This is a genomic window from Enterobacter cloacae complex sp. CARB60 (assembly GCF_036487345.1).
GTDB lineage: Bacteria > Pseudomonadota > Gammaproteobacteria > Enterobacterales > Enterobacteriaceae > Enterobacter > Enterobacter asburiae_D.
In genome coordinates this window covers 2,789,606-2,812,637 of record NZ_JAZKLC010000002.1, presented here as the reverse complement: position 1 = coordinate 2,812,637, position 23,032 = coordinate 2,789,606, and the positions used below count along the sequence as shown (strand labels likewise).

The window sequence follows — 23,032 nt, the reverse complement described above, 5'->3', positions numbered from 1 at the left end:
TGCCTGCGGGAGACAACACGATGTTAGCCACTGTCCTTATCGCTGTCGTTGCACTCATCCATCTCTACATTCTTGTGCTGGAAATGTTCCTGTGGAATACCAAAACAGGGCATAAGGCCTTTAATCTGCGTCCCGACTTTGCGCGCGACACCCGCGTGCTGGCCGCGAATCAGGGGCTGTATAACGGTTTTCTGGCTGCAGGTCTGCTCTGGAGCCTGTGGCTCGGCGAAAAGGGTATTCAGGTGGCCATCTTCTTCCTGACCTGCGTGTTAATTGCCGGGCTCTTTGGCGCAGCCACCGCCAGCCGAAAAATTTTGTATGTACAGGCCGTGCCCGCGCTCGCAGCGCTGCTTGCGCTACTCATCTGAAGCAATGCTTTGGTTGAGGTAAGGCGTCCGATATAATCATGGCTTTACCCTTACAGGTTAGCGACGAGACAGTTATGAACAACGATATCCCACTGAAATATTATGACATTGCCGATGAGTATGCGACGGAAACCGCTGAGCCCGTCGCGGAGTCGGAGCGCGACGCGCTGGCGCATTATTTCCAGCTGCTGCTCATCCGTTTATCGAATAATGAGGAGATCAGCGAGGAGGCTCAGCAGGAGATGGCCGCTGAGGCCGGGATCCTTGCGGGTCGCATTGATGATATTGCGAATTTCCTCAATCAGTGGGGAAATGAATAGTCTGCTTCAAAAACCGTTATGCTGATGCTTTGCGATACAGCTCAGCATCACGCTATCGGACCACATGCATTTTTTCCGCAGAATATGTGAAGCGGGGGCGTCGATAAACAGCGCTAAAATAACGGTCAGACAAAAGAGTACCACTGGGAATAGTAAGGATAATTTCACGTTTTTAACCAAAATATGAGTGTGCTTCAGGGTAATTTACCGTCTGATTGTGACGACTATATGTTTTTGCGTAAAAAATGGAAATGCCCGGCTGGAAAAAAATGGATATGCAAGGCTTCTGGTTACGGTGCGACCCCGGTGAGTCGCTTCGCCAGCTCGCTGCGGGTGAGTGCTTTAGAAAAATACCATCCCTGAATCAGCGCATCGGGATATCTGCTCGCAATAAAGCGATATTGAATTTCATTTTCCACGCCCTCGAAAACGAGGGTCTTATTCAATCTCGCGAGGGCATCGCTGAAGATAGCAAAGATGTTTTGCTTATAATGCTCGCTAATGCCGTCCACCAGCGACTTATCGATTTTGATCACATCATATTCAAGCAGCGACAGGCGAGCGAGGTTTGAATTTTGCACGCCAAAATCATCTATTGATATTTTAACACCGAGTGATTTGAGCTCCTGACAAAACCCCTCGAGGATATCTGCCGTGGAAACGGCTTTCTCGGAAAGTTCGACCTTCATCAGGGAAAGGGGAAGGTGATTGGCTAAACACTCACGCCGCAAAATGCTAATGAACTGCCCGTCTTCAATTTCCGTCCGCCCAACGTTAATGGAGACGATCAGCTGGTGTTTAATCGCCAGTGGGGCAATCTCAGAAAGGGATTTCTCGATAATATTATTATAATATTTTTTATAAAGACCAATCTTCTTAATTAATGGGATAAACAGCTCCGGAGAGACGTCCCCGTGCTTTTGATCGCGCCATCTCGAAAGAACTTCGACGCCCACGATTTTTTGATCGTGAATGCGGATAATGGGCTGGTAGTTAACGCTGATGGTATTGGTGATGACGGCTTTGATCAGCGTGCGTTCCAGAGAAAAACGGTCTTCATAGATGCGGAAGATAAATAACGTTATCGCGACCCAGATAAAATAGAGAATGACGGCGAGAAACGAAAAGATAAACGGGGGTAACGAGGCCAGCCCAGCGTCGTGATGCTTCACGATGACGCACAGGTCCCAGAGGGCGCTGCACTGCGTCAGTGTCAGGGTAAACAGCTTCGAATGCAGCCAGCTCTGCTGCGTTAACTCAGGGACGGTTGAAAAAAAGACTCTGCCGAAGTCTTTGGTCGTGGTACTCAGAGAATAGCTTGCCGTAACCGGGGTGAATTTATCGTAAGCATAGCGGGTGGTGAAGATAATAAGATTATTATAAATTGCCGCATTGCCCGTGAAAAAATCTTTTCTGGAAAACTGCGCCAGGAGAAAGCCTCTCGGCGTTTTATGCAGCTCTGCAGGAAGCGCAACGGGCGTTGCAAGTTTACCCCAAAAGGCAGTACAGACTATTTTTCCCTTCTCGATAAAACCGATATCGTCGAAATAATAGTTATTCAGCGTTATTTGCCTGTAGCTATCAAGGCTGGTTTTATCACATCCCTGCGTACTGATGCTTTTAAGGGCCATCGCCACGCTTTGGGACAGGTCTTCTGAATAATGTAATAGGGTATGGGATATCTCACGCTGTTTGCTCTTCTGCTGCCCCACGATAACAGCATTGACCGCATAAAGAGACAGAATGACCAGAAGCGTTGAAACGATCGCAACGGCAATGAGCTTTTTCATTTCCCGGTTATCCTGTCCGCTCCCTGATTACACAAATCTTAACACAGCCAGGGCAAGGCACAACCCTGATAGTCACGTCAGGTGAGTAAATTCGGGCAGGTGAACTCATACGAAAGCATCAGTTTTTTAAGACAATTCTCAGCTAAGCTATTTTCATTGTTATAAGCAATACCGGGTTAGCACAGGCTCTACTCCCAGAACATCCATGCTTGCTTTTTCTATTAAGGAAAACATCGTGCGCAACGTGATGATCCCTATTCTCAGTGCCTTGTTTCTTTTTCTGAGCGGCATTCTGATTATTAACTGGCAGCTATGGCAGATGGCTAAGCTTAATATTAGTCATACCGCCACGGCAAGCACCCAAAAAATAGAAAATATTCTGGCTGAAGCCGTCAGTGCGGCCAACACGGCGAAGCATGTTGCGGCTGAAGGGTGTACCAGTAGCGGACAGCTGGCGCTGGGGACAGAGGCCGCGCTAAAACCGCATCTGCGCGCCATCATGATCCAGCAGCAGGGTAAAATCATCTGTACTTCCCTTCCCGGGAATGGCGTGTTGATTATTCATCCGGAGACGCTACCTGTCGAAAAACTGATGCTGTTACCCGGCAATCGGCTGGTGAACGGCATTCCGGTGCTTATTTTCCAGACGCCTGTCGCGGCAGGGCGCGTCATCGTCAGCGTGAGTGATGCACACTTGCGGGACGTCATCGCGAGCGCATCAAACAGCGTAGATCTGGGGCTGGTTGTTGGTGAAAGCATGCTTGGACGCAAGGGGGATGTTACCGGCTGGAAAGCCGCCTCCTGGGCGGGGGCGATTACGGCGTCAACGCAATTCCCCTTTAGCCTGGCCTGGCAACCTCCTGCCTTTTTTAGCCTGACGCGGCTACTGCAACAGGGATGGAGCCTGATACTGCTTATTCTTGCGCTATCGGTGGCGGTGGGCATTTTGATCCGCCGTTACAAGGGGAAAAGCACCTCTTTTGAGGACGATTTACGTAAGGCCATTTTGCAGGGGGAGATCGTGCCGTATTACCAGCCGATCGTGAACGGCGATACCGGCGGGCTGTATGGCGTTGAAGTCCTGGCAAGATGGAAGCATCCAAAATCAGGCTTTATCCCACCGGATGTCTTTATTCCGATTGCCGAACGCAGCGGTTTGATTATTCCGCTAACCAAAGGCTTGATGGCGAAAGTCGTTACACAGCTTAAGCCGCTTTTGCCTAAGCTACCGGACGGGTTTCATATCGGGGTGAACATCAGCGCCAGACACATCAATGCGCCTTCCTTCATCGGTGACTGTCGCGTCTTCGGGAAAGGGTTTCAGGGTAAAGAAGTCAAACTGGTTCTCGAGGTGACCGAGCGTGAACCGTTGATCGATAATCCTCATCTGGTGGAAAACCTTAACATGCTGCATAACGCCGGTTTTGTCATTGCACTGGATGATTTTGGTACAGGCTATTCCGGGCTGTCATGCCTTAATGCGCTTGCCATTGATTATATTAAAATTGATAAAAGCTTTGTGAACCGGGTTTCAGATGAAAAGGACTCAACGATCCTGCTGGACTGCGTCATTGACCTGGCAAAAAAACTCTCATTACGCATTGTGGCTGAAGGCGTAGAAACGAAAGCGCAGCTGGAGTATCTCAATCGTAATGAGATTACCCTGCTGCAGGGTTATTATTTTGGTAAGCCCGTCTCGTATATCGATTTTATTAAAGTCATTTTATCTAAGCCCCGGGAGAAGGTAAGTTTGTAAAACGAAATTAAGACGAGCTTCTGTTGTATGCTTAAGTGCAATTCATTTTCCTCTTATCATGAGCTTTGTTACAGTGACTAGAGTTGTCAGCCAGGGATGTCAGGCGTGATAAGGTGGAAAAGCTCGTGCATGTGAAAAATACTTTTTACACAACAACCATTACCGTCATCATTGTCTCATTGATCATCTCGCTGTCGCTTGCCGTCCAAATTGCCACGTCCAGGCAGCAGTCAATCCAGCAAATTAATACCAGCGTCGCTAACCTGAGCCATACCCTTGATGTCTATACCGAGGGGATCATGCGCCAGAGTGAAATGTTAATTACTACCGTTTCCGACATAATCGAAATTTATGGCATGACCCCACAGCAGGCGAGCCATATTCAGCGAATGATAAATAATCAGGATAATCTCCTTACCCAGATTAATAATGTGGTTGTTTACGATGCCAGGGGCGATATCTTTACCGCATTGCACGAAACGTTTACGGGCCCACGCAAAGGATCGGACAGGTCATTTTTTATCTATCACAAGGAAAATAAAAATCAGCAGATTTTTATTGGCGAGCCCGTAGTCAGCAGAACCAATGGTAAATGGGTCATCACCATTAGTCGGCGCCTTGAAACCCACACCGGGGCATTTAACGGTGTGGTGGTGGTGACGCTGGGTATCGAGAATTTTCTCGCGCTCTACGGGCAGATTAATATTGGTCACTTGGGCGTCATTGGCTTAACAACAGAGTCAGGCGTGCTGTTGGTCCGTTATCCTTTTAAAAATACCTATATCGGCACGATTGTTTCTGATTCACCGCTCTTCAGGAAATACCTCAGGGTACAAAATACCGGGATAGCCAGTTCCATTTCGCGGTTTGATAAAATCGAACGCATTTATGCCTATGAGAAAAACGAACGCTACGGACTGGTCACCACCGTGGCCGTCAGCATTGATGAAGCCCTCTCAGCGTGGCGCAAGCAGGCCATTCAGCTGGCGGTACTCATTTTCGTTTTCACGGCGATACTCATCGTCGCGTCATACTTCCTGTATTCCGACTTATCCAGAAAAACCAGAGATAACAAGGCGCTGAAGATTATCGCTTCTGAGGATGCGCTAACCGGGCTTTATAACCGTCGCATTTTTGATGAAAAAATCCTCTCGGAAATCGCGCTTTGTGCCGCGCATGATGCACCGATTTCGATACTGATTGTGGACGTGGACTTCTTCAAAAAATACAACGATAACTACGGCCATCCGGAAGGGGACCGGTGTCTGGCGCTGCTGGGTAGCAGTCTCAGGGAGAGCCTTACCCGTGATAATCAGATTGTGGCGCGATACGGCGGAGAGGAGTTTGCGCTGATATTGCCTGATACGGATATCCAGGAGTCGCTTCGACTGGCGCAGACGATTATACGCAACGTGTTTTCTCTGCAAATCGCGCATGCTTTTAGCCCCTTCGGGCGGGTAACGGTAAGCGTCGGAATTTCTACCGCGCGTGCCGTCGACATTGCGGGCAGCCAGCAGAATATCATTATTGCCGCTGACCAGGCGCTCTACCAGGCAAAACGCGCAGGACGTAACCGGTACGCGTTTGTTGGGGTATGAACAGAAAAAAAAGCCCACTTAAAAGTGGGCAAGAAATACTGGAAGCAATGTGAGCAATGTCGTACTGAATACCTGAGTGTTTCGCTCAACTATTCAGTGTTGAGAAAGATAATCTTTCTCAATAAAAGATGCAACCCCACAGTTTATGTGGCACGCTCTTTTTGTTGATGAATAATTGCGCACTCTCGCATTGTGATGCCTATCACAAATTTCCTTTCTGAAATCCTGTGCTATTCTTTTTTGTGTCGTTGATTTAATGACAAAAACCATACAGAGAGGAAAGTTATGGGAATTTTATCCTGGATTATCTTTGGGCTTATTGCGGGTATTCTGGCGAAGTGGATCATGCCGGGCAAAGATGGCGGTGGGTTTATCGTCACCGTAATACTGGGTATTATCGGCGCGGTAGTGGGCGGCTGGATCAGTACGCTGTTCGGTTTTGGTAAAGTCGATGGCTTTAACTTCGGCAGCTTCGCCGTCGCGGTGATCGGTGCGCTGGTTGTGCTGTTTATCTACAGAAAAATCAAAAGCTGATCCTTAACGCGTTAAAAAAGGCTGCCGGATGGCGGCCTTTTTTACGTGGCGGGTTTACCACCAGCCAAGCTGCGTGCCGGCAAACGCCGCGAGGGCAACGATCAGCATAATGAGGGTCGTTTTTCTCATTTATGCCCCCGGTGCCGCGTAACCACCGACAAAGAACCACGCTAAAAAAATCACCGCCGTTATAAAAATAACGACCGGGAAGAGGATCCCTATTCTCATACCATCACCTGTTTCGGTTTCTATAACGCCGTAGAGTGTACGGGGTTAATCCATAGTGAGAAAGCGAGTTTTGCTTTTTCCTTTCTTATCCTGATACATCGCGATATCCGCGTCGCGTAATGCGCTGTCCGGATCGGTTATCTGAGGATCCACTTCGATAACGCCGAGGCTGGCTCCGGGATAGATAAGGTTGACGCTACCCAGCCAGTATTCACCGGCAATACAGGCGCTGAGACGCGTTTTGAGCAGGGTGACCTGCGCGTTATCTCTTTCGCTGTGGGATGTGCTCAATGACGCCACCAGAAACTCATCGCCGCCCAACCGGCCAATGATATCGTCCTGCCGTTTTTCTTCCGTCAAACGCTTGCCCACTTCAATCAGAAACTGGTCGCCCGCCTCGTGGCCGTAACGATCGTTAATCAGCTTGAAATCATCCAGATCGATGAACGCGATGACGGTGTTACGCTTAAGGTGGCGCGCCAGAGAAAACAGGGTAGTCAAATCTTCAAAAATGGCGCGACGGTTGGGTAAACCGGTAAGGGCATCCGTGTAGGAGTGCGCGATGAGGGCCGCATTGGCTTCGCGAAGCTGGGTCACCAGCGACTCTTTCTGAATGGACTGGGCAATCAGCCCGGCGAATAACTTCAGCACCTGTTCACCGCGCTCGCTCAGCGGCTTTCTGGCCGTGCTGGTGGCGCAGAGCGTTCCGTAGAGCGAACCATCCGCAAGATGAACAGGAATACTCATGTAGGTCGTAATGCCGAGCGCTTTCGCCGCCTCGCACTCCGGCCAGCGTTCGGGAACGTCGTTGCTGAATACGGTGTCGCTGTCCAGCGCGCGCTTGCACAGGGTTTCATCCCACGGAACGCTCAGTCCCTCCGGGATTGTCATCTGCTTGCTGTTGCGGGCGTAGAGGATATGCTGCAGTCGGGCTTCGATATCTACCTTGGTGAGGTAAGTCGACTCCATATCCGTCACGATCTCCAGCATCTCCAGCAGCTGACGAACGAGACTTTCAAGGGATTGCTCAGTGGCGAGGGTTTCTGAAACACGGGCAAGGATAATATCCGACATGACGTAGAATGACTCCCAGGCAGAAGACGTCTGCATCTGCATGTTATGCTGAGTTTTTAGACTTCAGGCATAGTAAAACATGAATACAGAAAATTTAATATATGCAGGGAGAGGGCAGCAGGAGAGAAAAAAGGCCCCGTTGTTGAGACCGGGGCAAAGACATCTTGATTACGGAATGATGTTCTCTGGTCATATCGAGAACACGCCTCACTATAGTGTTGAAAAGTGCAGTTAAAATGGAGAAATCATGGAGAAAGCGGCGGTGACCCGTTACCCTTAGACTGTAATGATGTGACAAGGATTAATGAGATGAGATTTCTGCTTCTGGCGGTAGTGCTTCCCCTGGTGGCCTGCACCGCAAAAACGACCCCACCCGATGCCCCAAAACCGCCGCACGCTGTCGGTATGGCGAACCCAGCCTCCGTATACTGCCTGGAGAAGGGCGGGGAACAGATCCCGGTTCAAAGCCCGCAGGGCGTACGCACGGAGTGCAAACTCCCGGGGGGTGAAGTGATTGATGAATGGACGCTCTACCGTCGCGATCGTCCGCAACCCACCAGGTGACAGACGTATACTGCCTGCGATACACTTCTCTTTAGGATTATTCTTAGCCAGTTCCTGGCTACCGTTATCGTGAGAGAAGTATGTTCCAGCTTAAACCGGGCAGCATGGCGATGATCGTGGGTGCCCGCACGGCGTCAGGCCGTCGCAATATTGGTAAATCTGTTGAGCTGTTTGGCCTGTGCCAGCCTGGCCTGCGTTTCGTTAACCCGGTCAACGGCGTGATGACGCAACTCCCCGCAACCGCCGAACGCGCGCTTTGGCTGGTGACGGGTGATGTTTACGCCTTTGACAATCAGCACGGTTTTGCGTTTGTCCGCGCCGAACATCTGATGCCGCTCACCCCCGATGAAGCGCCGCAAATCCTCGATGAGATAGCGATCGGCTGATCACAGATGGCGCAGCCAGTCGGCTAATACCAGGGCGTGATTTTGCTTCGTGTCTTTGGCAGCAAAGAGCAGGGTGACGGTCTGCCTGTTCGCCAGCGTCGCCAGACGCATTCCCTCGTCAGCGTGCTGCGCCAGCTCTTCCCGATAGGCCTGACTGAAGGCGGCGAAATCAATGGTTTCGCTATGAAAGGCCTTGCGAAGTTCATTCGAGGGCGTGAGCACTTTACACCATTCATCATACGCGAGGTCCGTTTTCTTCACCCCGCGCGGCCACAGCTTGTCCACCAGCACTCGATAGCCGTCGTCCTGACCTGCCTGTTCGTATACGCGTTTGCACTGAATCATGATTCCACCCTCCCAATTTAAGGTATTGTGATAATTGCAGAAGATCGGTAGTCTGAGGTTCCTTATGTTATCTGATAATACTCTGGCATAAGGAACCTTTCATGGAACACCTCCCGGTTAAAACGACGCTGCGCATTGCGCTGGTTGGCGATTACAATCCCCATGTTATTGCGCATCAGGCGATCCCGCTGGCCATTGACGACGCCGCCGCAGTCCTTGACCTCACCGCCGATTACGACTGGCTTGCCACCACGGAGCTGACAAGCCCTGAAGATCTGGTGGGCTACGATGCCATCTGGCTGGTTCCCGCCAGCCCCTATAAAAATACCGAGGCCGCTTTTATCGCCGCGCGCTACGCCCGTGAAAACAGCATTCCGTTCCTTGGCACCTGCGGTGGATTCCAGCATGCGCTGATTGAGTATGCCCGCAATGTGTTGGGCTGGGCGGATGCGGCACATGCTGAGACGGATAGCGAAGGCACCATGGTGATTGCGCCGCTGGCCTGCTCGCTGGTGGAGAAAACCGATGCCATTGAGCTGCGTAAAAATACGCTGATCGCGAAGGCGTACGGCAAGCCGGAAATTGAAGAGGGGTATCACTGTAACTATGGCGTGTCGCCAGAGTTTGCAGAGGCGCTGGAAAGCGGTGATATGCACGTTACGGGCTGGGACGAACAGGGGGAAATTCGCGCCGCAGAGCTGGTTACGCACCCGTTCTTCGTGATCACCTTATTCCAGCATGAGCGTGCTGCGCTGGAAGGACGCCCGGTCGTGCTGGTGCAGGCGATGCTGCGCGCGGCGCGCGATTCATAACGTCGTCGCTTTTCTTGCCGGGTGGCGCTGCGCTTGCCCGGCCTACAATTCTGCGCGCGGCGCACGGGTAAGAAAAGGCAGGCCCGATGGTCTGCCTTACTGTTTAACGGGGCGCGATCTCCCGGTCTCGCCCGGCAAGCACGCCGCAAACAGCCATTATCACAGCGGCCAGGGCGCAGCCCAGTAGCGGGATCCGCCAGTCTCCCGCGCTATCGTGAATTTTCCCCATCAGCGGAGGGCCGCAGGCGGCAAGCAGATAGCCAATCGACTGCGCCATGCCGGACAGCGCCGCGGCCTGGTGCGCGGAGCTGGCGCGCAGGCCGATAAACGTCAGGCCGAGGATCATCGTTGCCCCTGTGCCAAAGCCAAACACCAGCGTCCACATCACCGCCATGTCAGGCATAAACCATAGCCCCGCCGCGCTTACCGCGCACAGCAGCGCCACCGCGCCTGCAATGGCCCGCTGATCTTTCAGACGGTGGAGGACCAGCGGCACGGCAAGTCCCGGCACGGCCGTGGCCAGCTGTAAAAGACCATGCACCGAACCGGCCTGCGCTTCGCTGTAGCCGTGGCTCAGCAATATCGCCGGCAGCCAGCCGATGATGACGTAGTAAATCAGCGAGTTAATCCCCAAAAAGAGCGTCACCTGCCAGGCGAGGGCCGAGCGCCAGATGGCGCGATTATGCAGCGCGCCAGCGCCCGTTACCGTTGCAACGTGTTTCTGACGCCACTGGGGCAGCCAGAGCAGCAGCGCGACCAGCGGAAATGCCATCAGCATCAGCAGCGCGCCATGCCAGCCCGCATTACCCTGCGCAAGGGGAACAATCATCGCCGAGCCGAACGCCGCCGACACGCCCATCGTCAGGGAATAGGCTCCGGTGAGTTTCGCCACCTGGCCGGGAAAGTCACGTTTAATTAATCCGGGTAACAGCACGTTCCCGAGCGCGATACCGCAGCCAATGACCGCGGTTCCGGTGAAAAGCAGCGCGGCGGAAGGCAGCGAGCGAACCGCAATTCCGGCGCAAATCAGCAGCAGGGCGACAAAAAGGCTGCGCTCCATGCCGATACGTCGGGCAACGCCTGCGGCGAGCGGCGAGACGAGGGCGAAAGCCAGCAGGGGCAGGGTGGTCAGCAGACCGGTTTGCGCCGTGCTTAAGTCATAATCAAGACGAATAGTGTCGAGCAGCGGGGCTGCGCCGGTAAAGGTGACGCGAAGCGTAGTGGCAATCATCAGGATGCCTGCAATCAACAGCGCGCCGTGTTTTCCTGAGGTGCGAATAGCAGTAGTCATTATGTTCTCATTCGTTCAAGCGAGGGCACACAATACCGATTTTCTCCGCGGTTGAAATCAGGCTAAAATGACAGTTTATCGCTAAAATCGGACAAACTGATGATTGGTCTGGGACTGGAAGGCTATGATCCCGATAGCCAGCACGATGCGGCCGTCGCGTTTCGCATCCGCGTGGTGGCGGAAGAACAATATATTCCACGACATCATCACCGTAAGGGACAGCTGATTCTGGCCCTCGGCGGCGCGATCACCTGCGAAGTGGAAAATGCCATGCTGATGGTTCCGCCCCAGTACGCCGTCTGGATCCCCGGCCAAATGCCGCACAGCAACAGGGCCACGCCGGGCGCGCAGCTCTGCTTTTTGTTCATTGAACCGGGGGCAGCAAGCTTGCCCGACCGCTGCTGCACCCTGAAAATCTCTCCCCTGGTACGGGAGCTGATTTTATCCCTGGCGGAAAAATCGCGTGAACAACTTCCTCTTGCGGCCACATCGCGCCTGGTTGACGTCCTGTTTGACGAGCTGCCGCTCCAGCGTCAGGAGCATTTGCAGCTGCCCGTCTCACCCCATCCTAAAATTCGGCTGATGAGCGAGAAAATGGCGGAAGAGCCTGCCGCCTGGCAGACGCTGGCGCAGTGGGCGAGCCACTTCGCCATGAGCGAACGCAGCCTGGCGCGGCTGGTGGTGAAAGAGACCGGTTTAAGCTTTCGCCGCTGGCGTCACCAGCTGCAGCTGATCGTGGCGTTACAGCATTTGATTAGTGGGAAATCGGTACAGCAGGTGGCACAGTCACTGGGATATGACTCTACCACCGCGTTTATCACCATGTTCAGGAAGGGATTGGGCCAGACGCCGGCGCGTTATATGGCCAGCCTGACTACGACTTCCCGATAAACAGAGAGACAAGGCCTGCCGCAATCAGCGGCCCCACCGGAACGCCGCGGAACAGCGCCACGCCCAGAACGGTGCCCACCAGCAGGCCCGCCACCAGCGAGGGCTGGCTGCTCATCAGCGTAACGCCGCGTCCGCCCAGCCACGAAACAAAAACCCCCACCGCGATTGCTACCAGCGATTTCCAGTTTACAAACGAGTGCAGCAGGGTTGACGCGGGAAGCGTACCGCTGGCGATGGGCGCCATTACCCCGATGGTTAAAATGATGATCCCGATGGTGAGGCCTTGCTTTTCTATCCACGGGAAAAAGGTATTTAACGGGGTCACGCGAACAATAATCAGCACCAGAATCGAGATGGCGACGGTGGTGTTATGGCTGACAAAGCCGAGCGCGGCGAGTGCCAGAAGTATGAGCAGAGTAGGGTCAAACATAGGGAATCCTTGCCAAATAATTAACCTGCTTACAGTACGCGCAAACGCGACGCAGGGCACTTTTAAAAAGATTTTATTGTTGTCATAACCTTGTCATTTACGCGGATTAAAACGGAGGGAGATATCGCAAAAGGGGTCGCCATCATGAACGATCACATGTTTGTTGAAACGCTGATTATCTCCTCATCGTTTTTCGCTATTGCCGTTATTCTCGTCGCCTCCGTGCTGTTCCTGGAAAGAAAAGGCTGACAGGGTCGCCAGCCATAGCGGTTACGCTTTATGGAAGTTCACAAGCTCAGGACGGGCGATGCGCAGGTAATCCTGGGTATCCATAATCACGGATTTCTCCAGCAGGCCGGCGTTAAACGCGATTTCGTCAAAACGCTCGAACAGCAGCGGATCGGCAACCAGTGCCAAATCAGGATGGAAGCTAAAGGGCGGGATAGCGCCGAAAACGCAGGCGGTCAGGTTATCGACCTCGGCCGGGCTGGCGAGGGAGGCCTTCAGCCCGCCAAAATGGCTGGCAAGCTGGCTCAGATCAGCCTGCAGATCGGCGGCGAGGATCGCCAGAACGTGTTTTTTTACACCGTTTCCCTTCACCTTGCAGACCAGGGCTTTTGCGCCCTGGCGCAGATCGGTCCCGCGAATTTCACTTACCGCTTCACATTTCCCGACCGCCTCGTGCTCCATAACGCGAAACCGCGCGCCCTGCTCGGTAAGTAAGGTAATCAGTTGCTGGTGGGTTCCTGCCCCAATAACGTCGTCAGTCATAACGATTTCCCGGTGATAATCCAGTATGCAGCGTTCTACATTAGCACGGGATGAGCGGGGTCGAAAGAAAACAGCCAGCGGGTTCGCTGGCTGTTGGATTATGCGTTGCTGGTTGAAGATTGCTTGTGGAACAGCTCTCTGAACACCGGATAAATATCATCCTGGTCACGGATATGCTGCATGGCAAAATTATCGAACATCGATTGCAGATGTTCATACTCCCGCCACAGGGTCTGGTGAGCGCGACGGGTGATTTCGATATAGCTGTAGTAACGCACCACCGGCAGAATTTTCTTCGCCAGAATCTCGTGACACAGCGGTGAGTCGTCGGCCCAGTTATCACCATCCGACGCCTGCGCGGCATAAATATTCCACTGCGACGGGTCGTAACGCTCTTTCACCACTTCATCCATCAGCTTCAGGGCGCTTGATACGATGGTCCCGCCGGTCTCCTGCGAGTAGAAGAACTCATGTTCATCCACCTCTTTCGCCTGAGTGTGGTGGCGGATATAGACCACCTCCACGTTCTTATAGGTTCTGCTCAGGAACAGGTAGAGCAGAATATAAAAACGCTTCGCCATATCCTTGGTGGCCTGGTCCATCGAGCCTGAAACGTCCATCAGACAGAACATCACCGCCTGGCTGGAGGGCTCAGGGCGTTTTTCGTAGTTCTTGTAGCGCAGATCAAAGGTGTCGATAAACGGTACCCGTTCGATCTTCGCCCTCAGTTCCGCAATCTCTTTACGCAGGCGCTCCTCTTCCAGCAGTTGCGCCGGTTCCGTGTTTTCCACGACCTTCAGGCTGCTCTCCAGCTCGCGCAGCTCGCGACGTTTGCCTGCCGTCATCGCCGTGCGTCGCGCCAGCGAATTCTGCAACGAACGAACGACGCTGATATTGGCGGGCACGCCGTTGGCGGTATAGCCCGCGCGATGGGTTTTATATTCATTAAGCTGACGATGCTGATTTTTCTTCAGATTCGGCAGCGCCAGGTCTTCAAACAGCAGGTCGAGATATTCATCTTTCGAAATCTGGAAGACAAATTCGTCCTGGCCTTCACCGTCCTGGCTGGCCTGTCCCTGACCGCTTCCTGAACCACCGCCGCCCTGAGGACGCTCAATTCTGTCGTTCTGAACGAAGTGGTCATTACCTGGGTGTACGCGATGGCGCAGGCCGCCTCGCCCCTGATGAAACATCGGTTCGCTGATGTCATCGGTGGGGATGGAGACAGATTCGCCGCTGTCGACGTCGGTCACCGAGCGTTTGTTGATGGCCTCGGAGATAGACTGTTTAATTTGCGCTTTATAACGACGCAAGAAGCGCTGGCGGTTCACCGTGCTCTTGTTTTTGCCGTTAAGACGCCGGTCAATAAACCAGGTCATATACCCCCCGTACTGCATTTGCCAACTTGCATTTTGTAGGCCCGGCAAGCGCTAACCGCCACCGGGCACTTGTTTTAAGACGATTTACGCACGCGCAGATACCATTCGCAGAGCAGGCGGACCTGCTTGCGGGTGTAGCCTTTTTCCATCATACGGTCGACAAAATCGTCGTGCTTTTTCTGCTCATCGGTTGAGGTTTTGGCGTTAAACGAGATCACCGGCAGCAGCTCTTCGGTATTGGAGAACATCTTCTTCTCAATGACCGTGCGCAGCTTCTCGTAGCTGGTCCAGTTCGGATTGCGCCCGTTGTTATGCGCTCTGGCGCGCAGGACGAAGTTCACAATCTCGTTACGGAAGTCTTTCGGGTTGCTGATCCCGGCAGGCTTCTCGATTTTTTCCAGCTCCGCGTTCAGGGATTCACGGTCAAACAGCTGGCCGGTATCCGGGTCGCGGTACTCCTGGTCCTGGATCCAGAAGTCAGCATAGGTGACATAACGGTCGAAAATGTTCTGCCCGTATTCTGAATAGGATTCCAGGTAGGCCGTCTGGATCTCTTTGCCAATGAACTCGGCGTATTTCGGGATCAGGTAACCTTTGAGGAACTCAAGGTAGCGTTCAGCCTGCTCCTGCGGGAACTGCTCGCGTTCGATTTGCTGTTCCAGCACGTAGAACAGATGAACCGGGTTGGCCGCCACTTCCGCATGGTCGAAGTTAAAGACGCGGGAGAGGATCTTAAACGCGAAACGCGTGGACAGACCGTTCATCCCCTCATCAACCCCGGCATAGTCGCGGTATTCCTGATACGACTTCGCTTTCGGGTCGGTATCTTTCAGGCTTTCCCCGTCATAGACGCGCATTTTCGAATAGATGCTGGAGTTTTCCGGCTCTTTCAGACGCGAAAGGATGGAGAAGCGTGACAGCGTTTCCAGCGTCCCGGGCGCGCAGGGGGCATGCACCAGCTCACTGTGGTTAAGCAGTTTCTCGTAAATTTTGATCTCTTCGGAGATCCGCAGGCAATAAGGCACCTTGACGATGTACACGCGGTCAAGGAAGGCCTCATTGTTTTTGTTATTACGGAAGGTCACCCATTCAGATTCGTTCGAGTGAGCGAGAATAATCCCGTTAAACGGCAGGGCGGAGATACCTTCCGTCCCGTTGTAGTTGCCTTCCTGGGTCGCCGTCAGCAGAGGATGCAGCACTTTAATCGGTGCTTTAAACATCTCGACGAATTCCATAATCCCCTGGTTCGCGCGGCACAGCGCGCCTGAGTAACCGTAGGCATCCGGATCGTTTTGCGCGAAGTTTTCCAGCTTGCGGATGTCGACTTTACCCACCAGCGCCGAGATATCCTGGTTGTTCTCATCGCCAGGTTCTGTTTTGGCGATGGCGATCTGTTCAAGGATAGATGGCCAGACTTTCACCACGCGGAATTTGGTGATATCGCCACCAAACTCGTGCAGGCGTTTTGCCGCCCACGGCGACATAATGGTGCCGAGGTAGCGGCGCGGGATGCCATACTCTTTATCCAGAATCTGCGCATCTTCCTGCGGATTGAACAGGCACAGCGGATGGTCGTTCACCGGGCTGCGTTCACCGTTGGCGCTCAGAACATAGATAGGGACGCGCTGCATCAGCGACTTCAGACGTTCAGCCAGCGAGGATTTACCGCCACCCACCGGGCCGAGTAAATAGAGAATCTGTTTCTTCTCTTCCAGACCCTGAGCGGCATGCTTCAGATAGGAGACAATCTGTTCAATGGCATCTTCCATACCATAGAACTCTTCAAACGCCGGGTATCGGGCGACCACCCGATTCGAAAAGAGACGGGAAAGCCGAGGCTCCAGGGCAGTGTCAACCATGTTTGGCTCACCAATAGCCATCAATAGCCGTTCTGCCGCATTGGCATAGGCACTGCGATCTTGCCGACATATGGTAAGAAACTCCTGCAGTGTGAACTCTTCGTCCTTGGCAGCTTCATAGCGCTGGCGATAGTGATCGAATATATTCATGGCATGCCGTCCTTTCGTTTTTTAGCACAGGATAAGAGCCGTTCGTATGAGTAGTGGAGGCTCCCGGAAGAGAATCTCTCGCACCTCACTGCCAGAGCAGCAACCTGTGTGCCAGGTCAGACGCTAAGAACCGCAGGTGTTCAGGAAAACTCTTCTTAAATTAAAGCGTAGATGGCATTTGCAAAACTTGCATGTCCAGAAAATCTACTTTCAATGACATATCAATAACTCATCCAAAAATTCCCACTGTCGTTATAAGACAAATGCACGTTTTTCATTCAGCGGTCATATAAATGAAAGCGGGCTGTCATCTGATAAGTTAAAAATAACGGGTTAATCAGACTGATTAGCAGGCAAAAAATTTTGGGATGTACGGGATTGGCGGTTACACTTCATCGGCTGATTATTTGACTACAGGAAAGAATGGATTGTGACCAAACTCAAACTTCTGGCATTGGGCATCCTTGCCGCGACCGCAGTGAACACCGCACAGGCGGAAAGTCAGTGGACGGTTGGCGCGGGTGTTGGCGTCATTAACAGCCCGTACAAACAGTATGACCGTGATGTTTACCCTGTTCCCGTTATCACCTATGAAGGCGATAACGTGTGGTTCCGCGGGCTCGGCGGCGGCTACTATCTCTGGAACGATACGGCCGATAAGCTCTCCATCATGGCCTACTACGATCCGACGCACTTCAAGCCGGGTGACAGCGACAGCCACGCGCTTCGCCAGCTCGACAAGCGCAAAAGCTCGATGATGGCCGGGCTCTCATACGTGCATAACACCCAGTATGGCTTCCTGCGTACGGCCCTTGCGGGTGATACGCTGGATAACAGCAACGGCTTTATCTGGGATCTGGCGTGGCTGTACCGCTATACCAACGGTGGGCTGACTCTGACGCCGGGTATCGGTGTGCAATACAATAGCGAGAACTACAACGACTACTACTACGGCGTCTCTAAAAACGAGTCCCGCCGCAGTGGTCTGAAAAGTTATAGTGCCGATGACGGCTGGGATCCTTACCTGGAGCTGACCGCGAGCTACAACTTCCTTGGCGACTGGAGCGTGTACGGTACCGGCCGTTACGAGCGTCTGAGCGACGAAGTGAAGGATAGCCCGATGGTCGACAAATCCTGGGCAGGTATTTTCTCTGTCGGTGTGAGCTACAAGTTCTGATTGCGCACTAATATCGTGCAATTGATGCATTAAAACGGGGCGCTTGCGCCCCGTTTGCTTTAGTGTGGTGCAGTGAAGCGGGGGAGGTGAAATGCCTTAGCGTTTCACAATCTTAATTGTCTGCCCTAAACGAGACGGCTTTTCGTCGCTCGCTTTTTGCGGCGTGCTCACGCAGGCCGTTTCCACACAGACAAACGTTTTATACCCTTCATCCGTCATGTCGGCCATGCTGACGGACAGCGCCGGACCCGGGTTCCAGCCCACCACGTCGCTGTGATGATGATGAACCACTTCAATTCCGCGGTTCAGGGCGCCGTCGTGGATCACGCTGCACGCTTCCGGGTGCAGGTAGACACGGTCGGTACGGTCAGGGAACGTCTGTACGCCGTCGCTCAGTTTACCTTCTTTGGCGTTATCCACTTTGTCGATAAAGGTATCGCCAAGACCGCTCACCTTCACTGCGCTGATGTCACCCACGTTGAAGTAGGTGTGCAGGGCTACGGTGGTTTCAAACTCACCGTGGGCTTCCAGTTCGATTTCACAGGTTTTGCCCAGCTTAAAGCGGGCGTACAGGGTGAAATCGTGCGGCCAGAGGGCGCGAGTTTCATCATTAGCCTGCAGCTCAAAGGTCAGCACGGCGCCGTTGTCATCTTCATTATGCGCTTTCAGCGTCCACTGCTGGTTACGGGCAAACCCGTGAGACGGTAAACCCGGCTGTGCGGACGGGCCGAACCACGGCCAGCAGATCGGCACGCCACCGCGAATAGCGGCCCCTTTTTTGAAGGAGGTCGCATCGCTCAGCCACAACCCTTCGGCTTCGCCTTCCGGTTTCCAGGAGAGCAGGTGGGCGCCGTTCAGCGCCACGGACGCTTTGACGCGCGGATGGTCAACGACGATAACGTCGGCACCGTCAATCTGACGGCGGGAAAGCACAGGGGTAAGTTGTTCGACTACCGGAAGTGCAAAAATTTTATTAATCATTAAGCAATCCTCTGTCTTATAAATAAAAAAAGGCGACCGAAGTCGCCTTTTTGGATCAAGCACTCATCTCAACTTATTTGGAGATGTGAGCGATCAGGTCCAGTACTTTGTTAGAGTAGCCGGTTTCGTTGTCGTACCAGGATACCAGTTTAACGAAGTTGTCGTTCAGTGCGATACCTGCTTTAGCATCGAATACTGAAGTGCAGATTTCGCCGTTGAAATCGGTAGATACAACGTCGTCTTCGGTGTAGCCCAGAACGCCTTTCATTGCGCCTTCGGAAGCAGCTTTGATTGCTTTCTTAATTTCTTCATAAGAAGCAGCTTTTTCCAGACGAACGGTCAGGTCAACAACGGATACGTTAGGAGTTGGAACGCGGAACGCCATACCAGTCAGTTTGCCATTCAGTTCTGGCAGTACTTTACCTACAGCTTTAGCAGCACCGGTAGAGGATGGGATGATGTTCTGAGCCGCGCCACGGCCGCCGCGCCAGTCTTTGTGAGACGGGCCATCAACGGTTTTCTGAGTAGCGGTGGTCGCGTGAACGGTAGTCATCAGACCTTCGATGATGCCGAAGTTGTCGTTGATAACTTTAGCCAGCGGTGCCAGGCAGTTGGTGGTACAGGATGCGTTAGACACGATATCCTGGCCAGCGTAAGTTTCGAAGTTTGCACCACGAACGAACATTGGGGTGTTGTCTTTTGAAGGACCAGTCAGAACAACTTTCTTCGCACCCGCAGTAATGTGTTTACGTGCAGTTTCGTCGGTCAGGAAGATACCGGTTGCTTCAGCAACAACGTCAACACCGATTTCGTTCCATTTCAGGTTAGCTGGGTCTTTTTCAGCAGTAACGCGGATGGTTTTGCCATTAACAACCAGGTGGCCGTCTTTCACTTCAACGGTGCCGTCGAAACGACCGTGAGTTGAGTCGTACTTCAGCATGTACGCCATGTATTCAGCGTCCAGGAGATCGTTGATACCAACGATTTCGATGTCAGAACGTTTCTGAGCAGCACGGAAAACAATACGGCCGATACGGCCAAAACCGTTGATACCTACTTTGATAGTCATATATTCCACCAGCTATTTGTTAGTGAATAAAAGGTTGCCTGTAAAATTACAAAAACCTTACGCAGCGTCAAGCGGAATCGTGTCAATCATTGCGACAAATCAATCCTGTGACTAACGTTTGTGCGACTGACTCGCCTCACTTTCCCTTTGAGCTTGCAACCAAATGGGGGCTGCGCCCGGGATTTTAAAGTCCCCGCAGGATAAAAATGTGAGCATGATCACAATTGCCTGACCGCCTTTTCGCGACACATAAGTTTAGATCAAAAGTGCACGCAAGGGTGTTAATGTTTTGTTAGAATCCGGGTTAAAAGATGTCTGTTTCTACAGCGAGATGTAAGCATATGTCGAACCAACGTAACCCTGAAGATTTGAAAAAAAACCTCACAGAAATGCAGTTTTACGTGACGCAGAATCACGGGACGGAACCGCCGTTCACCGGGCGTTTGCTGCACAACAAGCGAGACGGCGTCTACCACTGCCTGGTCTGTGATGCGCCCCTGTTCAATTCACAAACGAAATTTGATTCTGGCTGCGGCTGGCCGAGTTTCTACGAGCCGGTGAGCGATGAGGCCATCCGCTACCTGACCGACTCGTCGCACGGCATGGTGCGCACGGAAATTCGCTGCGGCAACTGCGATGCGCACCTTGGGCACGTCTTCCCGGATGGTCCTCAGCCCACGGGCGAGCGTTTTTGCGTGAACTCAGCCTCAATGAGCTTCACTGACGACGAAAACGGCGACCAGGTGAAGGGTTGAAAAAACGATTCAGCAAATTATTCCTTTAAAAGGGCGCGATTGTGAATATTGATGACATGATTAGCGGTATGACGCCGGAGATTTATCAGCGTCTGGTGACCGCCGTAGAGCTGGGAAAATGGCCCGATGGCGTCGCGCTGACGACGGAGCAAAAAGAGAACAGCCTGCAGCTGGTGATGCTGTGGCAGGCGCGCAATAACACCGACGCGCAGCACATGACTATCGACACCCAGGGCCAGATGGTGATGAAGAGCAAGCGCGAGCTGAAAGAAGACTTCGGCATCACGCCGAAGCCGATTGCGACGATGAAAATGCAATAACGGTGCGGGTTGATGCCTTCACCCAACCCTCTCCCACGGGGAGAGGGCTTGGTTGTCTTACTACTTGTGCGGGATCCCGAGCGACTCCGCCAGCTGCTTCGCTAACTGATTGTTGTCATCAGCCCCGTACTCCCAGAACATCGCTCCGGCGAGACCTTTCTCTTTGATGTAGTCCGCTTTGATCGCAACGGAACGTGGGTTCTCATACGAAATCGCAAACAGCGCGTTGCCATCGGCACCCTTCACCGAGAGCCACGGCACTTTCGCCTGGTCGTCCCAGTGCTCGGTAAAGCGCTTCTGCGGATCGTTCAACAGCTTCTTCACGATATCGTTGTATTTCACGTAGGTATCTTTGGTCAGGTCATAGCCGAGTGACTTGAACAACCCGATCTCCTGAGGTCCGAAGTAGGGCTGGGTAACCGGATTTTTTTGCGCATCCGGTTTCGTCCAGTCGATCCCCGGCTCTACGGCGCGTTTCGGCACGCGGCCATAGAAACCAATCCCGAGGTTCATCTGCTGTGGCTTCAGCCCGGCGGCCAGATAGTTGTTCACCACAAAATCCACGCTGTATTTGTCTGCGGCAGCCACCGTCGGCCAGGCGCTGGAGTCATACAGGTTGGCATTGAAGTACTGCGTACCGTATGCCATGTCGTAGGTCATCAGGTTGATGTAGTCGAGCAGGGGCGCGATGGCTTTGATATCCACCCAGCTTTTCGGACTTTCCGCATTCGCGCCTACCGCAATGGTCACCAGCTTTTTATGCACGAACGCCGCGCGCATCTCTTTCAGCAGGGCGGTGAAGTTATCCCGGTCGGCAGGCTGGCTTGCGACCAGCCCCCAGGCGCCGTTGACCGGATACTCCCAGTCGAGATCGATCCCGTCCAGGCCGTATTTGTCGACAATCTACTGCGCGGAGCGGATAAACACCGCGCGCGTCTCTTTGGTTGCCGCTGCGCCAGAGAAGCCACGCGCGCCCCAGCCGCCAACAGAAAGCAGCACTTTGAGGTTCGGGTTTTGCTTACGCAGGGTCGGGATGAGGGCCAGATCGGCGGCGACTTTTGGCGATAGCCAGATCTGATGCAGCTTTGCCGGATCTTTTAGCGCAGCGTTGGTTTCGTCTTTTTCGTCGTTATAGACCAGACCAAACGAGTAGTTCAGGTGGGTGATCTGGCGAACGTCTAATTTATTGATATCGCCACCCGGTCCGGCGGTGACATCGCCACCCCCGTTAAAGTAGCCCACGGACATGAGGGTACTGGCGGAGGCAACTGACGCGCAAAGCAAGGGTAATGCTGCCAGCAAGGGCAAACGTTTCATACAAGTTCCTCTTTGACTAAACAAAACGACCACGCCACAGAAAAGGCGTGGCGAAAAAACAGCCTGACGAGAATAGCATTGCCGCTTCGCTGTGGATGCGAGGGAGTTCACTTTATGGGAGAACGGAGTGGGTTGTTTTGCCGGGTGGCGGCTGCGCCTTACCCGGCCTACGGGGAAAGGTAGGCCGGGTAAGCGTCAGCGCCACCCGGCTTAAAAGGCTACGCCTGCGTCTCCAGCCAGTCTTCGAGCGTATACAGCGTCGCGCCTTCCGCAGCCATATCCATAAAGGCCTGAGCGCTGTCCTGCGGGTTAATGTTCACCCCGCGGCAGCCGTCGGTGATGACGCTGACGGTATAACCTAACTGGAGCGCATCCAGCACGGTAAACTTCACGCAGTAGTCCGTTGCCAGGCCCAGCACAATCAGCTCCGTGATTTCATGGTGACGTAACCACGCGTCCAGCGCCGTTTTCTGGCGATGCCCGTTATCAAAAAACGCGCTATAGCTGTCGATAGCCGGGTTTTCACCTTTATGGAACACCGCGTCGATGGCTTTCTGATTCAGGAGCGGATGCAGCTCCGCGCCTTCCGTCTGCTGTACGCAGTGATCCGGCCAGAAGGTTTGCGCCAGCCCGTCGAGTTCTCCCTGAGTGAAAGGCTCGACGTCGTGCTGGCTGGCAAAGCTGCCGTGGTTCGCCGGGTGCCAGTCCTGGCTTGCGACAACCGCTTCGCCGCGGGCTTTGCACCAGTCCATCAGCGTGTTTGCTACGTCAACGGTGCTGTCACCTTCGGCGACGGCCAGGGCACCGCCCGCGCAGAAATCATTTTGCAAATCGACCAGTAGCAGGGCGCGTTGCTTCATGAGGACT

General features: G+C 53.2%; 25 protein-coding genes and 1 pseudogene. 13 read left to right on the top strand and 13 right to left on the bottom strand.

The annotated features are described in order from the left end of the window. The first annotated feature begins 20 nt into the window (after positions 1-20). Positions 21-368 carry a DUF1304 domain-containing protein gene (locus V4835_RS14420; RefSeq protein ID WP_063142860.1) on the top strand — a complete coding sequence of 116 codons (348 nt, stop codon included), beginning with the start codon at positions 21-23 and terminating at the stop codon, positions 366-368. A gap of 74 nt (positions 369-442) precedes the next feature. Beyond that, positions 443-688, top strand: a complete 246-nt coding sequence (locus V4835_RS14415; protein WP_331412561.1) for a YmjA family protein — start codon at positions 443-445, stop codon at positions 686-688. Positions 689-978: 290 nt separating this feature from the next. On the opposite strand, the gene V4835_RS14410 is transcribed toward V4835_RS14415, so the two are convergent. After that, positions 979-2,478, bottom strand: coding sequence for an EAL domain-containing protein (locus V4835_RS14410; RefSeq protein ID WP_331412560.1), 1,500 nt, complete (start codon positions 2,476-2,478; stop codon positions 979-981). 205 nt (positions 2,479-2,683) lie between these two features. Between V4835_RS14410 and V4835_RS14405 the strand changes: the two genes are divergently transcribed. The 3 genes from V4835_RS14405 (at position 2,684) to V4835_RS14395 (ending at position 6,366) form a co-directional block, all read left to right on the top strand. Next, positions 2,684-4,234 (top strand): EAL domain-containing protein, encoded by a 1,551-nt coding sequence (locus V4835_RS14405; RefSeq protein ID WP_331412559.1) that lies wholly within the window; start codon positions 2,684-2,686, stop codon positions 4,232-4,234. A gap of 113 nt (positions 4,235-4,347) precedes the next feature. Continuing rightward, positions 4,348-5,832, top strand: a complete 1,485-nt coding sequence (locus tag V4835_RS14400; RefSeq protein ID WP_442877314.1) for a sensor domain-containing diguanylate cyclase — start codon at positions 4,348-4,350, stop codon at positions 5,830-5,832. A gap of 285 nt (positions 5,833-6,117) precedes the next feature. Next, positions 6,118-6,366 carry a GlsB/YeaQ/YmgE family stress response membrane protein gene (locus V4835_RS14395; RefSeq protein WP_006174788.1) on the top strand — a complete coding sequence of 83 codons (249 nt, stop codon included), beginning with the start codon at positions 6,118-6,120 and terminating at the stop codon, positions 6,364-6,366. Positions 6,367-6,495: 129 nt separating this feature from the next. Here V4835_RS14395 and V4835_RS14390 read toward each other — a convergent pair whose 3' ends face one another. Both V4835_RS14390 and V4835_RS14385 read right to left on the bottom strand, forming a co-directional pair. Further along, positions 6,496-6,594, bottom strand: coding sequence for a YoaK family small membrane protein (locus tag V4835_RS14390; RefSeq protein WP_029739841.1), 99 nt, complete (start codon positions 6,592-6,594; stop codon positions 6,496-6,498). A gap of 45 nt (positions 6,595-6,639) precedes the next feature. Further along, positions 6,640-7,668: a sensor domain-containing diguanylate cyclase gene (locus tag V4835_RS14385; RefSeq protein ID WP_331414132.1), complete on the bottom strand. Its 1,029-nt coding sequence runs from the start codon at positions 7,666-7,668 to the stop codon at positions 6,640-6,642. Between the two features lie 309 nt (positions 7,669-7,977). Between V4835_RS14385 and V4835_RS14380 the strand changes: the two genes are divergently transcribed. Beyond that, positions 7,978-8,232, top strand: coding sequence for a putative hemolysin (locus tag V4835_RS14380; protein ID WP_063142863.1), 255 nt, complete (start codon positions 7,978-7,980; stop codon positions 8,230-8,232). 80 nt (positions 8,233-8,312) lie between these two features. Continuing rightward, positions 8,313-8,618, top strand: a complete 306-nt coding sequence (locus V4835_RS14375; protein WP_331412558.1) for a hypothetical protein — start codon at positions 8,313-8,315, stop codon at positions 8,616-8,618. On the opposite strand, the gene V4835_RS14370 is transcribed toward V4835_RS14375, so the two are convergent. Next, on the bottom strand, positions 8,619-8,963 hold the full coding sequence (locus V4835_RS14370) for a DUF488 domain-containing protein (protein WP_331412557.1): 345 nt from the start codon (positions 8,961-8,963) through the stop codon (positions 8,619-8,621). A gap of 101 nt (positions 8,964-9,064) precedes the next feature. Here V4835_RS14370 and V4835_RS14365 point away from each other — a divergent pair, with 101 nt between their 5' ends. Then, complete coding sequence (locus V4835_RS14365) at positions 9,065-9,775, top strand: CTP synthase C-terminal region-related (seleno)protein (protein ID WP_331412556.1); 711 nt, start codon at positions 9,065-9,067, stop codon at positions 9,773-9,775. Positions 9,776-9,878: 103 nt separating this feature from the next. Here the strand turns inward: V4835_RS14365 and V4835_RS14360 are convergent, their stop codons facing one another. Further along, positions 9,879-11,066: a CynX/NimT family MFS transporter gene (locus V4835_RS14360; RefSeq protein WP_331412555.1), complete on the bottom strand. Its 1,188-nt coding sequence runs from the start codon at positions 11,064-11,066 to the stop codon at positions 9,879-9,881. Positions 11,067-11,165: 99 nt separating this feature from the next. On the opposite strand from V4835_RS14360, the gene V4835_RS14355 reads away from it, so the two are divergent. After that, the gene (locus V4835_RS14355; RefSeq protein ID WP_063142868.1) at positions 11,166-11,957 is read left to right on the top strand and encodes an AraC family transcriptional regulator; all 792 of its coding nucleotides are present in this window, start codon (positions 11,166-11,168) and stop codon (positions 11,955-11,957) included. On the opposite strand, the gene V4835_RS14350 is transcribed toward V4835_RS14355, so the two are convergent. After that, positions 11,941-12,387, bottom strand: a complete 447-nt coding sequence (locus V4835_RS14350; protein WP_003857881.1) for a DUF441 domain-containing protein — start codon at positions 12,385-12,387, stop codon at positions 11,941-11,943. The genes V4835_RS14355 and V4835_RS14350 overlap by 17 nt on opposite strands. A 144-nt stretch (positions 12,388-12,531) precedes the next feature. Between V4835_RS14350 and yoaI the strand changes: the two genes are divergently transcribed. Then, positions 12,532-12,636, top strand: coding sequence for a small membrane protein YoaI (gene yoaI / locus V4835_RS14345; RefSeq protein WP_010430055.1), 105 nt, complete (start codon positions 12,532-12,534; stop codon positions 12,634-12,636). Between the two features lie 21 nt (positions 12,637-12,657). Here the strand turns inward: yoaI and V4835_RS14340 are convergent, their stop codons facing one another. From V4835_RS14340 to yeaG, 3 genes are all read right to left on the bottom strand, one after another. Beyond that, positions 12,658-13,158, bottom strand: coding sequence for a YbaK/prolyl-tRNA synthetase associated domain-containing protein (locus V4835_RS14340; protein WP_331412554.1), 501 nt, complete (start codon positions 13,156-13,158; stop codon positions 12,658-12,660). 98 nt (positions 13,159-13,256) lie between these two features. After that, positions 13,257-14,537 (bottom strand): YeaH/YhbH family protein, encoded by a 1,281-nt coding sequence (locus tag V4835_RS14335; protein ID WP_331412553.1) that lies wholly within the window; start codon positions 14,535-14,537, stop codon positions 13,257-13,259. Positions 14,538-14,611: 74 nt separating this feature from the next. Next, positions 14,612-16,546: a protein kinase YeaG gene (gene yeaG, locus V4835_RS14330; RefSeq protein WP_008500713.1), complete on the bottom strand. Its 1,935-nt coding sequence runs from the start codon at positions 16,544-16,546 to the stop codon at positions 14,612-14,614. Positions 16,547-16,976: 430 nt separating this feature from the next. On the opposite strand from yeaG, the gene V4835_RS14325 reads away from it, so the two are divergent. Further along, positions 16,977-17,723 carry a MipA/OmpV family protein gene (locus V4835_RS14325; RefSeq protein ID WP_024908575.1) on the top strand — a complete coding sequence of 249 codons (747 nt, stop codon included), beginning with the start codon at positions 16,977-16,979 and terminating at the stop codon, positions 17,721-17,723. A gap of 96 nt (positions 17,724-17,819) precedes the next feature. On the opposite strand, the gene V4835_RS14320 is transcribed toward V4835_RS14325, so the two are convergent. After that, a complete protein-coding gene (locus V4835_RS14320; RefSeq protein ID WP_331412552.1) occupies positions 17,820-18,704 on the bottom strand; it encodes a D-hexose-6-phosphate mutarotase in 885 nt (294 codons plus the stop codon). A gap of 73 nt (positions 18,705-18,777) precedes the next feature. After that, positions 18,778-19,773 (bottom strand): glyceraldehyde-3-phosphate dehydrogenase, encoded by a 996-nt coding sequence (gapA, locus tag V4835_RS14315; protein WP_023311257.1) that lies wholly within the window; start codon positions 19,771-19,773, stop codon positions 18,778-18,780. A 341-nt stretch (positions 19,774-20,114) separates the two neighbouring features. Here gapA and msrB point away from each other — a divergent pair, with 341 nt between their 5' ends. Then, positions 20,115-20,528, top strand: a complete 414-nt coding sequence (gene msrB, locus V4835_RS14310) for a peptide-methionine (R)-S-oxide reductase MsrB (RefSeq protein WP_024908573.1) — start codon at positions 20,115-20,117, stop codon at positions 20,526-20,528. 56 nt (positions 20,529-20,584) lie between these two features. Next, positions 20,585-20,848, top strand: coding sequence for a YeaC family protein (locus tag V4835_RS14305; protein WP_442877327.1), 264 nt, complete (start codon positions 20,585-20,587; stop codon positions 20,846-20,848). Between the two features lie 60 nt (positions 20,849-20,908). Here V4835_RS14305 and V4835_RS14300 read toward each other — a convergent pair. Together V4835_RS14300 and pncA are read right to left on the bottom strand one after the other, a co-directional pair. Next, positions 20,909-22,165 (bottom strand): annotated as a pseudogene (locus V4835_RS14300) (glycoside hydrolase family 18 protein). 218 nt (positions 22,166-22,383) lie between these two features. Continuing rightward, positions 22,384-23,025, bottom strand: coding sequence for a bifunctional nicotinamidase/pyrazinamidase (gene pncA, locus V4835_RS14295; protein ID WP_331412550.1), 642 nt, complete (start codon positions 23,023-23,025; stop codon positions 22,384-22,386). Positions 23,026-23,032: the final 7 nt, after the last annotated feature.